This window comes from Pseudomonas sp. LBUM1655 (genome assembly GCF_059716085.1).
Map to the genome: position 1 here is coordinate 3,594,372 of NZ_CP166801.1, position 13,159 is coordinate 3,607,530.

A 13,159-nucleotide genomic window follows, 5' to 3' on the forward strand; every position below is an offset into this window, starting at 1 on the left:
ACCCTCTTACAACCAAAGACAGGGAGCGTGACATGCCAGCCACGAACATCAATATCGGCGAACCCTGGATGTGGGGTGCCTTCATCGTCTTCGTTCTTGCCATGCTGGCATTGGATTTGTTTGTGTTCGGGGGGCGCAAGGCGCATCGAGTATCCGTTCGCGAAGCCTTGGCCTGGGTCATTGCCTGGTGCTTGTTGGCCCTGTCGTTCGCAGCCCTGCTGTGGTGGTATCTGCACGGCACGTTCGGCGGCGAAATCGCCCGACAGAAAACCCTGGAATTCCTCACCGGTTATCTGATCGAGCAATCGCTGTCGATCGACAACATGTTCATCTTCGTAATGATCTTCAGCTACTTCGCAGTGCCGCCGGAGTTGCAGCGCCGAGTGTTGCTGTACGGTGTGCTTGGGGCAATCGTGATGCGCGCGGTGATGATTTTCGCCGGTGTGTGGCTGGTCTCGCAGTTTGAATGGCTTCTGTATGCCTTCGGCGTGTTCCTGATCATCACCGGGATCAAGATGCTGGTGTTCGCCGATCAGCAGCCGGATCTGGAAAAAAATCCTTTATTACGCTGGGTGCGCGGGCATCTGCGCGTCACCAGCGGTTTTCATGGCGAACGGTTTTTCGTGTTGCAGAACGGCGTACGCTGGGCGACGCCAATGTTCCTGGTGCTGGTGCTGATTGAGGCCAGCGATCTGATGTTTGCGGTCGACAGCATCCCGGCGATCTTCGCCGTCACCACTGACCCGTTTATCGTCTTCACCTCGAACATCTTCGCGATCATGGGCCTGCGCGCGCTGTACTTCCTGCTGGCGGACATGGCCGACCGCTTTCATCTGCTCAAGTACGGTTTGGCGATTGTGCTGGTATTCATTGGCGGCAAGATGACCCTGATGCCGTGGTTTCACATGCCGGTGGAGTGGTCGCTGGCGGTGGTGGGTGGTGTGATCCTGGGGTCGGTGTTGTTGAGTCTGCTGCTGACCAGAGACAAAAAGCCGGAGAACCAGTCACCATAAGCCCCTGTACGAGTAAGCCTGCTCATTTCCCGGTAATCAGCTCTGCTTGTACCCGCGCACTTCATCAACGCCACGGTTAGCCAACTGGTCAGCCCGCTCGTTGCCGTGATGGCCAATGTGTCCGCGCACCCACTTCCACGTGACCTTGTGGCGGTTGACCTGCTCATCCAGCTCTTTCCACAGATCAGCGTTCTTCACCGGTTCCTTGGCAGCGGTTTTCCAGCCGCGCTTCTTCCAGTTGGACATCCACTCGTTGATGCCCTTCATGACGTACTGCGAGTCGGTCACCAGCAGCACTTCACATGGTCGCTTCAAAGCTTCAAGGCCGCGAATGGCGCCGAGCAGTTCCATGCGGTTGTTGGTTGTGTTGGCTTCGCCGCCCCACAACTCCTTCTCAACGCCCTTGCACACCAGCAAAGCACCCCAGCCACCCGGGCCAGGGTTGCCCTTGCAGGCGCCATCGGTGAACAGTTCTACGCTATCGACGCTTTCGCTCATGCCAATCTATCCAGAAAAAATACATGCCTCGCCAATCGCGGATTGACGATGACCGCGGCCGGAGCAGGTCCGGCCACTGTAAAAAAGAAGGTTTACGGTTCGATGCGGCGGCGGTTGACCTTGGCCATCGGCAGCGGAATCAGTTTGCCCATCGGCTCGCGACGCTCCTGACGCAGGGGCCGCAGCCCGACCACAATCTTGCGCGCCACCAATAAATAGAAGCCGCCGCCCGACAGTTGCCAGTCACCGGCCTTGCGTTCCCAGCCGGCCAGTCGGGCCTGCCACTTGGGCGAAGCAAGCGGCGGACGATAGCACCCGAAGCGGCGTTTCTCCAGCGCAAAACCCAGCAGATTGAGCCAGTCGGCGACCCGCGACGGCGAGATGCAACGGGCCTGGCGCAACGCATCATGGGCGAATACATGACGCAGGCCCCAGGTGCTCCATGGGTTGATTCCGATGATCAGCAGGTGCCCGCCGGGGCGCACGCTGCTCGCGGCTTCGCGCAACAGGCCATGGGGCGACAGGCAGAAATCCAGACCATGCTGCATGACCACCACATCGGCGGCGTGTTCGCTCAATGGCCACGCCTGCTCTTCGCAGACGATTTCGACACCCGGCAGCGGCGCACCGAGCCGCACATTGCGCTGCACTTGCGGTGCCGACGGCGGGGTGTCGGCCGATGGGCCGTAATGCACGAGATAGCCGCCAAAGAAGCGGCCCAACTCGTCTTCGAGCATGCGCCGCTCTTCATCCAACAGAAATTGCCCGAGCGGGCCCGACAGCCATTCACGGGCGGCGCTGATCAACGCCAGCCAGTCCGGATCAGCCTGAGCGAACGCTTTATCGGTCATGTCATTCTCCAACGCGCCAGGAACTACTAAGATGCGCCAATGTTTTCCGCTTGGCGAATTCCGACGATGATACAGATCAGTGCCCTGCCCGCGTTCACCGACAACTACATCTGGTTGTTACAGGATCACCGTACCCAGCGCTGCGCCGTGGTCGACCCGGGCGATGCCGCGCCCGTACAGGCTTGGCTAGCGGCGCATCCAGGCTGGGTGCTGAGTGACATCATGATCACCCACCATCATCATGACCACGTTGGCGGCGTCGAGCGCCTGAAGCAGGCCAGCGGCGCGACCGTTTATGGTCCGGCCAGCGAAAACATCCCGGCGCGCGATATTGCCCTCAAGGACAACGACAAGGTCAGCGTGCTCGGCTGGGACTTCGATGTCTATGCCGTGCCCGGTCACACCTTGGGACACATTGCCTATTACCACCACGGCCTGCTGTTCTGCGGCGACACGCTGTTTGCCGCCGGGTGCGGCCGGTTGTTCGAAGGCACCCCGGAGCAGATGCATCATTCGCTCGGCCGTCTCGCCGCCTTGCCAGAAGATACGCTGGTCTACTGCACCCATGAATACACCCTGAGCAATCTGAAGTTTGCCGCAGCGGTCGAGCCGGGCAACCCGGACATTGCCGCCCGTCTGGAAAAAGTCACCCAGCAACGGCAAAACGGTGTCATGACCCTGCCCTCGACCCTGGCCCTGGAAAAGCTTACAAATCCGTTTTTGCGCACCACTGAAACATTAGTTACACAAAAAGTGGACGAACGGGCAGGCGCTCAAAACCGGGCGCCGAGTGAGGTTTTTGCGGCTCTGCGGGCATGGAAAGATACGTTCTAAGTGCCTCGACGCCGGGTCCAAAAATTCTGAATGGTTGACCGCAGGGGGTGCGCTTTCTAGAATCGCCCGACATTTTTGCCCGGAACTTACTTCCAGCCAATGTCGTCATCCATACGTAAGTCCGTCAATTCAGACGCATTGACCCGCTTGGCGCAAGCCATCGCGGTGGCTGTGTCCGCCACGCTGGCGGGCTGTTCCAGCCATGCTCCGCAGACTGAAGCGACGCATACGCCAAACATTGCTGCGCGAGCCAAGCAGAAGCCGATCTGGCTGACCGAGAAGCCCAGCCCACAGGTTCCCCAGGACATCTGGGAACGCATGCGCCAGGGTTTCCAGCTGCAGGAAGGTCTGGGCGTGAACCCGCGAATCGAGCAGCAGCGCCTGTGGTTCGCCAGTAACCCCTCTTTTCTCGAGAATGCCGGTGAACGCGGCAGCCTCTACATTCATTACATCGTCGAACGCCTCGAAGAACGCAACATGCCGCTGGAACTGGCCCTGCTGCCGGTGATTGAAAGCGCCTACAACCCGATGGCCTATTCCCGGGCCAACGCGGTGGGTCTCTGGCAATTCATCCCTTCCACGGGACGTTACTTCAACTTGCGTCAGACCCGCTTCTACGACGGTCGTCGCGACATCACCGCCTCGACCACCGCGGCGATGGATTACCTGACCCGTCTGCACGACATGTTCAACGGCGACTGGCTGCTGGCGCTGGCGGCTTACAACGCCGGTGAAGGCACGGTCAGCCGCGCCATCGAGCGCAACGAGAAGCTCGGTTTGCCGACCGACTACTGGAACCTGCCGCTGCCGGCGGAAACCCAGGCGTACGTGCCGAAGCTGCTGGCGCTGTCGCAAGTGGTATTGGCGCCGGAAGCCTACGGCGTGAACCTCAACCCGATCGCCAACGAGCCGTACTTCCAGGTCGTCGAAATCAACCAGCGCATGGACCTGTCCAAAGTCGCTGCCGTTGCCAACATCGATGAAGACGAACTGTTCCAGCTCAATCCGGCCTTCAAGCAGCGCACCACCATCGACGGCCCTCAGCATTTGCTGGTGCCGACGTCCAAGGCGCAACTGCTGACCGCCAGCCTGCAAACCATGCGTCCTGAAGAGTTGATCAGCCCACGCTCGCTGAAACCGGTGTTCGACGGTGCCGATCCAAGCGAAGTGGCACAGCTCAAGCGCGCCTATCGTGTGAAGCGTGGCGACAACCTCGGCTCCATCGCCAAGGCCAACAAGGTCGAAGTGAAGGATCTGCAACGCTGGAACAAACTGAGTGGCAAAAACCTCAAGGTCGGCCAGACGCTGGTGATGCAGGACACCACCAAGCGCACCCCATCGCGCAACAGTGGCCGGGTCAACACCGTGATCGCGGCCAACAGCAAGACCAAAGGCAAAGCCGACAGCGCGCAGCAGACCCAGTACAAGGTCAAGCGCGGCGACACGTTGTATGTGGTCGCCAAGCGCTTCAACGTTGAGATGCAACATCTCAAACGCTGGAATCCGGGTGCCGGAAAAGCGTTGAAGCCTGGGCAGATGCTCACGGTTTATCAGCCGCACTGAGTAGAAACCGAAAGATCGTCCGATCGCGGCCCGAGCCTTCGGCAGCACCTGCATTGATCCCTGTAGGAGCTGCCGAAGGCTAGGGCCGCGATCGGACGATTTTTTTTTGCATTAACACTGCATTAACCGCCTATCTTTTTCCTGTCCATACAAGCTGTTACTGTACGGCCCACAAAGCCCAAGCCGCCTGGATCGGATCTGACTTGAAGCGTCCCCTCCTCCTGTTCCTGATCAGCCTGGCCTTGAGCTCACCCGCAAGCGCGACGATTACCGAAAGTCACGGTTATGCGCAGTTCGGCACGCTCAAGTACCCGGCCAGATTTACCCATTTCGACTGGGTCAACCCGCAAGCGCCCAAGGGCGGTACGTTGCGGGTGATGGCGTTTGGCACCTTCGATACGGTCAATCCGTACACGTTCAAGGGCAGCAGCCCTGTATCCACCGGGAATTTTCTTCAGTACGGCATCAACGAACTGAACGAGCCGCTAATGGTCGGCACCGGCCAGTACTCGCCGTCCGGCGATGAACCGGCCTCCAGTTACGGCTTGATCGCGCAATCGGTGGAGTACAGCGAGGATCGCAGTTGGGTGGTGTTCAATCTGCGCCCTGAAGCACACTTTCACGATGGCACGCCGATCACCGCCTACGACGTGGCGTTCTCCTATCGCCTGCTGCTCAAGGAAGGCCACCCGCTATACCGCACGGCGCTACAGGAAGTGCTGCGGGTCGACATTCTCAACAAACAGCGCATCCGCTTCGTGCTCAAGCGCTCCGGCAATCCCCTGTTGATCCTGCGCCTCGGTGAGTTGCCGGTGCTGGCGCAGCACTATTGGAAGGATCGCGACTTCAAGGCCACGACCTTCGAGCCGCCGCTGGGCAGTGGGCCGTATCGCATTACCTCGGTGACGCCGGGTCGCCAATTGATCTTCGAACGGGTCAAGGACTACTGGGGCAAGGACTTGCCGGTCAATCGCGGCAAGTACAACTTCGATCGCATGGAGGTCGAGTTCTACCGCGACAGCGACGTGGCATTCGAAGCGTTCAAGGCCGGTGAGTTCGACATCTACATTGAGCATCAGGCCAAGAATTGGGCCAACGGCTACAACTTCCCGGCCGTGCGCCGTGGCGAGGTGATCAAAGCGCAGATCCCGCATCAGATTCCGACCCAGAGTCAGGGCCTGTTCATGAACACCCGGCGCGCAACCTTCGCCGACGTCAAAACCCGCGAAGCCCTGGGCCTGATGTTCGATTTCGAGTGGACCAATCGCGCGCTGTTCAGCGACGCCTACAAACGCACCACCAGTTACTACCCCAACAGCGAATTCAGCGCCAGCGGCGTACCGGTCGGACATGAATGGCTGATGCTCAAGCCGTACAAGGACCAATTGCCGGCCAAACTGTTTACCAAACCGTTCACGTTGGCGCAGACCGACGGGCGCGGCATCCCGCGGGAAACCATGCGCAATGCCCTGGCGCTGCTGGCAGAGGCTGGCTGGAAGCTCAACGGTCAGCGCCTGCGCAACGCCGCCGGCCAGCCACTGAGTTTCGAACTGCTGCTGGTCAACCCGAACCTGGAGCGTATCCTTCAGCCGTATATCGAGAACCTCAAGAGTATCGGCATCGACGCCCGCCTGCGCACGGTAGACCGAGCACAGTACAAACAACGTCTGGACCAGTTCGATTTCGACATGATCCTGATGACGCTCAACCAGACACTCAGCCCGGGCCTTGAGCAATGGCAGTACTTCCATTCCAGTCAGGTCGGGGTCAAGGGCAGCAAGAATTACGCTGGCATCGCCAACCCGGTGGTCGATCACCTGCTTGAACAATTGCTCGCCGCGCAAACCCGCGATGAGCAGGTCGCCGCCGGCAAGGCCCTCGACCGCGTGCTGCTCTGGCAGCACTACATCATTCCCAACTGGTACATCAATTATCACCGTCTGGCCTACCGCAACCGGTTGGCCTTCGTCACCACGCCGCCCTACACCCTGGGCCTGAGTGCGTGGTGGCTGAAGTCTTCGGAGAAAGATCAATGAAGCCTATCCGCGCCCTGCTCCTGCAGGCCAGCGGCATGCTGTTCGCCGGGCTGGCCTTGGCCGCCCCGCAACACGCCGTGACCCTGTACAACGAGCCGCCGAAATACCCGGCCGATTTCAAGCATTTCGATTACGTGAACCCCGACGCGCCCAAGGGCGGGATCTTTCGCCAGGCCGGGTTCGGCGGGTTCGACAGCCTCAACCCGTTCATCAGCAAAGGCGTGCCGGCCGATGACATCGGACAGATCTACGACACCCTGACCAAGCACAGTCTCGACGAGCCCTTTACCGAATACGGCTTGATCGCCGGCAAGATCGAAAAGGCCCCGGACAACAGCTGGGTACGGTTTTACCTGCGACCCGAAGCACGCTTCAACGATGGTCACCCGGTGCGCGCCGACGATGTGGTGTTCAGCTTCCAGACCCTGACCAAGGAAGGCTCACCGCTGTTTCGCGGCTACTACAACGATGTCGCCGAAGTTGTCGCTGAAGACCCGCTCAAGGTACTGTTCAAGTTCAAGCACACCAACAATCGCGAACTGCCGCTGATCCTGGGTCAACTGCCAGTGTTGCCAAAACACTGGTGGGCCGATCGTGACTTCAGCAAGGGCAATCTGGAAATTCCGCTGGGCAGCGGCCCGTACAAAGTCACCGAAGTGAAGGCTGGCCGCTCGGTGCGCTACGAGCGGGTCAAGGACTACTGGGGCAAGGATCTGCCGGTCAATCGCGGGTTCTACAACTTCGATACGATGACCACCGATTACTACCGTGACAACACTGTCGCGCTGGAAGCGCTGAAAGCCGGACAGTTCGACTACTGGCTGGAAATGACCGCCAAGAATTGGGCCAACGCCTACAACGTCCCGGCGGTGACTGAAGGTCGCCTGATCAAGGAATTGATCCCCAACAGCAACCCGACTGGCATGCAGGGTTTTGTCTTCAACCTGCGCCGCCCGGTGTTCCAGGATGTCCGAGTACGTCAGGCGCTGGGCCTGCTGTTCGATTTCGAATGGACCAACAAGCAGTTGTTCAACGGTGCGTATACACGCACGCGCAGCTACTTCGAGAACTCGGAAATGGCCGCCACCGGATTGCCCGACGCTGACCAGGTGGCGATCCTCGACCCGTTCCGCAGCAAACTGCCAGCGCAGGTATTCAGCGAAGCCTTCGAGAACCCGAAGACCGACGCCAGCGGCATGATCCGTACCCAACAACGTGAGGCCTACCAACTGCTGCAAGAGGCTGGCTGGAAGATCGTCGACGACAAAATGGTCGACGCCACCGGCAAACCGGTGGTCATTGAGTTCCTGCTGGCGCAGACCGATTTTGAACGCGTGCTGTTGCCGCTCAAGCGCAACCTCAGCGACCTTGGCATCGAACTGGTGATCCGCCGTGTCGACGTCTCGCAGTACATCAACCGCGTGCGTTCGCGGGATTTCGACATGATGGTCGGCAGCTTTGCGCAGTCCAATTCGCCGGGTAACGAACAGCGCGAATACTGGATGAGCGCCGCCGCCGACAAACCGAGCAGTCGCAACACCATGGGTTTGAAGGATCCGATCGTCGATCAACTGGTCGAGAACCTGATCAACGCCGATTCACGCAAAAGCCTGGTGGCCCACGCCCGAGCGCTGGATCGCGTGTTGCAGTGGGGCTATTACGTGATCCCCAACTGGCACATCAAGACCTGGCGCGTGGCGTACTGGAACCACATCGGCCATCCGAAAGTTTCGCCCAAGTACGACATCGGCACGAGCACCTGGTGGGTCAAGCCCGATGCCAAACCGGCAATAGAAGTCGAAACCAAACTGCAAGCCGACCCTGCGGGCACGGAGTAATCAGATGCTGGCGTATATATTTCGGCGACTGCTGCTGATCATCCCGACCCTGTTCGGCATTCTGCTGATCAACTTCGTGATCATCCAGGCTGCGCCCGGTGGCCCGGTAGAGCAGATGATTGCCAAGCTGGAAGGCTTCGAAGGCGCCACCAGTCGCATCGCAGGCGGCGGTGCCGAGGTGTCGGTGGCCGGTTCCTCTTATCGCGGCGCGCAGGGGCTGGACCCGGCGCTGATCAAGGAAATCGAGCACATGTACGGGTTCGATAAATCGGCCCCGGAACGTCTGTGGATCATGGTCAAGAACTACGCCTCGCTGGACTTCGGCGACAGTTTTTTCCGCGACGCCAAGGTCATCGACCTGATCAAGGAAAAGATGCCGGTGTCGATCTCGCTGGGCTTGTGGAGCACGCTGATCATGTACCTGGTGTCGATCCCGCTGGGGATCGCCAAGGCCACGCGACACGGCAGCCATTTCGACGTCTGGACCAGTTCGGCAATCATTGTCGGCTATGCGATCCCGGCGTTTCTCTTTGCGATTCTGCTGATCGTGGTGTTTGCCGGCGGCAGTTATCTGGACTGGTTCCCGCTAAGGGGCCTGACCTCGAACAACTTTGATGAGTTAAGCCTCGGCGGCAAGATCCTCGATTACTTCTGGCACTTGGCACTGCCAGTGACCGCACTGGTGATCGGCAACTTCGCGACCATGACCCTGCTGACCAAAAACAGCTTCCTCGACGAGATCAACAAACAGTACGTGGTCACCGCCAAGGCCAAGGGCCTGACCCGCCATCGCGTGCTCTACGGTCACGTGTTTCGCAACGCCATGTTGCTGGTGATTGCCGGATTCCCCTCGGCGTTCATTGGCATCTTCTTCACCGGCTCGTTGCTGGTGGAGGTGATCTTCTCCCTCGACGGCCTGGGCCTGATGAGCTTCGAAGCGGCGATCAACCGCGATTATCCGGTGGTGTTCGGCACCCTGTTCATCTTCACCCTGCTCGGGCTGGTGGTGAAACTGATCGGCGACCTCACCTACACCTTGGTCGATCCGCGCATCGACTTCGAAAGCCGGGAGCATTGAGATGAACCTGTCCCCTCTCAACCGCCGCCGCTTTGAACTGTTCAAGGCCAACAAGCGTGGCTGGTGGTCGCTGTGGCTGTTTCTGATTCTGTTCGGCCTGAGCCTGGGCGCCGAGCTGATCGCCAACGACAAGCCGCTGGTGGTGCACTACGACAACAGCTGGTACTTCCCGGCGGTCAAGCGCTACCCGGAAACCACCTTCGGCGGCGAATTCCCGCTGGAAGCCAACTACAAGAGCCCGTACATCCGTGAACTGCTCAAGGCCAAGGATGCGTGGGTGTTGTGGGCGCCGATTCCGTACAACTATCAAAGCATCAACTACGACCTGAAAGTCCCCGCCCCTGCCCCGCCCTCGGCGGACAACTTGCTGGGCACTGACGATCAGGGCCGCGATGTGTTGGCGCGGGTGATTTACGGCTTCCGCATTTCGGTGCTGTTTGCCCTGACGCTGACCGTGCTGAGTTCGATCATCGGCGTGATTGCCGGGGCCTTGCAGGGTTTCTATGGCGGCTGGGTCGATCTGGCCGGTCAGCGGTTTCTGGAGATCTGGTCGGGTTTGCCGGTGCTGTACCTGCTGATCATTCTCGCCAGTTTCGTCCAGCCGAATTTCTGGTGGCTGCTGGGGATCATGCTGCTGTTCTCGTGGATGAGCCTGGTCGACGTGGTGCGCGCCGAGTTCCTGCGTGGCCGCAACCTTGAATATGTGCGAGCTGCACGGGCGCTGGGCATGCAGAATGGCGCAATCATGTTCCGCCACATCCTGCCCAACGCCATGGTCTCGACCATGACCTTCATGCCGTTCATCCTCACCGGCGCCATCGGCACCCTCACCGCTTTGGACTTCCTCGGTTTCGGCTTGCCGGCCGGCAGTCCGTCGCTGGGTGAACTGGTCGCGCAGGGCAAATCCAACCTGCAAGCGCCGTGGCTGGGCATGAGCGCGTTCGCTGTGCTCGCGCTGATGTTGAGCTTGCTGGTGTTTATCGGCGAGTCCGCTCGCGATGCCTTCGACCCGAGGAAGTGAAATGAATCAGGACAATCTGATCGAAGTACGCGACCTCGCCGTCGAATTCGGCTTTGGCGAGCGCATACACCGGGTGGTCGAGGGCGTCAGCTTCGATATCAAGCGCGGCGAGACCCTGGCCTTGGTCGGTGAATCCGGCTCGGGCAAATCGGTGACGGCGCACTCGATCCTGCGCCTGCTGCCCTACCCTTTGGCGCGGCATCCGGCCGGAAGCATCAACTATTCCGGGCAAAACCTGCTGGGCCTGAGCGAAAAGACCATCCGCCACATCCGTGGCAACCGTATCGCGATGATCTTTCAGGAGCCGATGACCTCGCTCAACCCGCTGCACTCGATCGAGAAGCAGATCAACGAGGTGTTGGGCATCCACAAGGGCCTGACCGGCAAAGTCGCGACCAAACGCACGCTGGAATTGCTGGAGATGGTCGGCATCCCGGAGCCGCACAAGCGCCTCAAGGCCCTGCCCCATGAACTGTCCGGCGGCCAGCGCCAGCGCGTGATGATCGCCATGGCTCTGGCCAACGAGCCGGAACTGCTGATTGCCGACGAACCGACCACTGCACTGGACGTGACCGTTCAGTTGAAAATCCTCGATTTACTCAAGGAACTTCAGGCTCGATTGGGCATGTCGCTGCTACTGATCAGTCACGATTTGAACCTGGTGCGAAGAATTGCGCATCGCGTATGTGTCATGCAGCGCGGTTGCATCGTCGAACAGGCATCGTGCGAAGAGCTGTTCCGTTCGCCGCAGCATCCGTACACTCGGGAATTGCTCGGCGCGGAGCCCAGCGGAGGCCCGGCGACCAATAAAATCGGGGCGCCGCTGCTTGAGGTCGAGGACCTGAAAGTCTGGTTCCCGATCAAGAAAGGCCTGCTCAAGCGCACGGTGGATCACGTCAAGGCAGTGGACGGCATCAATTTCAGCCTGCCTCAGGGTCAGACCCTGGGAATCGTGGGGGAAAGTGGTTCCGGCAAATCCACGCTGGGTCTGGCGATTTTGCGGCTGATCGGCAGCAAAGGCGCCATCCGCTTTGAAGGCAAGCAGCTAGACTGCCTGACGCAGAACGAGGTGCGCCCGTTGCGTCGGGAGATGCAGGTGGTGTTTCAGGACCCGTTTGGCAGCCTGAGCCCGCGGATGTGCGTGAGCGACATCGTTGGCGAAGGCCTGCGGATTCACAAGATGGGCACCGCCGCCGAGCAGGAAGCGGCGATTATTGCGGCATTGAAGGAGGTAGGTCTGGATCCGGAAACCCGGCACCGCTACCCCCACGAATTTTCCGGTGGGCAACGGCAACGAATCGCCATTGCCCGGGCTTTGGTGCTCAAACCGGCGCTGATCCTGCTGGACGAGCCGACTTCGGCGCTCGACCGGACGGTACAGCGGCAAGTGGTGGAGCTGTTGCGTTCACTGCAAGCCAAGTACAACCTGACGTATTTGTTTATCAGCCATGACCTGGCTGTTGTTAAAGCGCTGAGCCACCAGTTGATGGTGGTCAAGCATGGCCAAGTGGTCGAACAGGGAGACGCGCAAAGTATCTTTGCCGCCCCCCAACATCCGTATACACAGCAGTTGCTGGAAGCCGCTTTTTTGGCACCAGCCACTGCGCAATAACCTGAAAGAGGAGCAACACATGGGTTTTCTCGCCGGTAAGCGCGTACTGATCGTCGGTGTCGCCAGCAAGCTGTCCATCGCATCCGGCATCGCTGCCGCCATGCATCGCGAGGGCGCTGAGCTTGCCTTCACTTATCAGAACGACAAACTCAAAGGTCGTGTCGAAGAGTTCGCACAAGGCTGGGGTTCGAGCCCTGAGCTGTGCTTCCCGTGCGACGTGGCCAGCGATGAAGAAATCGCCAAGGTCTTCGAAGAGTTGAGCAAGAAGTGGGACGGCCTGGACTGCATCGTCCACTCCGTTGGCTTCGCCCCGGGCGACCAACTGGACGGCGACTTCACCGAAGCCACCACCCGTGACGGTTTCCGCATCGCTCACGACATCAGCGCCTACAGCTTCGTGGCCCTGGCCAAAGCTGGCCGCGAAATGATGAAAGGCCGCAACGGCAGCCTGCTGACCCTGTCGTACCTGGGCGCCGAGCGCACCATGCCGAACTACAACGTCATGGGCATGGCCAAGGCTTCGCTGGAAGCCGGCGTGCGTTACCTGGCCGGCTCCCTGGGCCCGGACGGCACCCGCGTCAACTGCGTATCGGCTGGCCCGATCCGTACTCTGGCAGCCTCGGGCATCAAGAACTTCCGCAAGATGCTGGCCGCCAACGAAGCGCAAACCCCACTGCGCCGCAACGTCACCATCGACGAAGTCGGCAACGCCGGCGCCTTCCTGTGCTCCGACCTGGCGTCGGGCATCAGCGGTGAAATCATGTACGTGGACGGCGGCTTCAATACCACCGCCATGGGCAACATCGAAGAGTGAT

Annotated in this window: 11 protein-coding genes; 9 read left to right on the forward strand and 2 right to left on the reverse strand. The window is 59.9% G+C overall.

All coding sequences use genetic code 11. The features are described from left to right. The first annotated feature begins 32 nt into the window (after nucleotides 1-32). On the forward strand, nucleotides 33-1,013 hold the full coding sequence (locus tag ACA074_RS15990; RefSeq protein ID WP_497677347.1) for a TerC family protein: 981 nt from the start codon (nucleotides 33-35) through the stop codon (nucleotides 1,011-1,013). A gap of 36 nt (nucleotides 1,014-1,049) precedes the next feature. Here the strand turns inward: ACA074_RS15990 and rnhA are convergent, their stop codons facing one another. Further along, nucleotides 1,050-1,511, reverse strand: coding sequence for a ribonuclease HI (rnhA, locus tag ACA074_RS15995; RefSeq protein ID WP_497677348.1), 462 nt, complete (start codon nucleotides 1,509-1,511; stop codon nucleotides 1,050-1,052). A gap of 92 nt (nucleotides 1,512-1,603) precedes the next feature. Beyond that, nucleotides 1,604-2,362, reverse strand: coding sequence for a class I SAM-dependent methyltransferase (locus ACA074_RS16000; RefSeq protein ID WP_187678654.1), 759 nt, complete (start codon nucleotides 2,360-2,362; stop codon nucleotides 1,604-1,606). Nucleotides 2,363-2,428: 66 nt separating this feature from the next. Here ACA074_RS16000 and gloB point away from each other — a divergent pair, with 66 nt between their 5' ends. The 8 genes from gloB to fabI all read left to right on the forward strand — a co-directional run bounded on the left by gloB (nucleotide 2,429) and on the right by fabI (nucleotide 13,158). Further along, entirely contained in the window at nucleotides 2,429-3,196 is a 768-nt protein-coding gene (gene gloB / locus ACA074_RS16005) for a hydroxyacylglutathione hydrolase (protein WP_497677349.1), read from the forward strand. A gap of 99 nt (nucleotides 3,197-3,295) precedes the next feature. Further along, nucleotides 3,296-4,759: a transglycosylase SLT domain-containing protein gene (locus ACA074_RS16010; RefSeq protein ID WP_497677350.1), complete on the forward strand. Its 1,464-nt coding sequence runs from the start codon at nucleotides 3,296-3,298 to the stop codon at nucleotides 4,757-4,759. A 203-nt stretch (nucleotides 4,760-4,962) separates the two neighbouring features. Beyond that, nucleotides 4,963-6,795, forward strand: a complete 1,833-nt coding sequence (locus tag ACA074_RS16015; RefSeq protein WP_497677351.1) for an extracellular solute-binding protein — start codon at nucleotides 4,963-4,965, stop codon at nucleotides 6,793-6,795. After that, complete coding sequence (locus ACA074_RS16020; RefSeq protein ID WP_497614373.1) at nucleotides 6,792-8,633, forward strand: extracellular solute-binding protein; 1,842 nt, start codon at nucleotides 6,792-6,794, stop codon at nucleotides 8,631-8,633. The genes ACA074_RS16015 and ACA074_RS16020 overlap by 4 nt, the downstream gene beginning before the upstream one ends. 4 nt (nucleotides 8,634-8,637) lie before the next feature. Next, a complete protein-coding gene (locus ACA074_RS16025; protein WP_095190979.1) occupies nucleotides 8,638-9,711 on the forward strand; it encodes a microcin C ABC transporter permease YejB in 1,074 nt (357 codons plus the stop codon). A 1-nt stretch (nucleotide 9,712) separates the two neighbouring features. After that, nucleotides 9,713-10,732, forward strand: a complete 1,020-nt coding sequence (locus ACA074_RS16030; protein ID WP_497614374.1) for an ABC transporter permease — start codon at nucleotides 9,713-9,715, stop codon at nucleotides 10,730-10,732. A 1-nt stretch (nucleotide 10,733) separates the two neighbouring features. Beyond that, on the forward strand, nucleotides 10,734-12,344 hold the full coding sequence (locus tag ACA074_RS16035; RefSeq protein WP_187678660.1) for an ABC transporter ATP-binding protein: 1,611 nt from the start codon (nucleotides 10,734-10,736) through the stop codon (nucleotides 12,342-12,344). Nucleotides 12,345-12,363: 19 nt separating this feature from the next. Continuing rightward, on the forward strand, nucleotides 12,364-13,158 hold the full coding sequence (gene fabI, locus ACA074_RS16040; protein WP_095059904.1) for an enoyl-ACP reductase FabI: 795 nt from the start codon (nucleotides 12,364-12,366) through the stop codon (nucleotides 13,156-13,158). Nucleotide 13,159 lies beyond the last annotated feature (1 nt).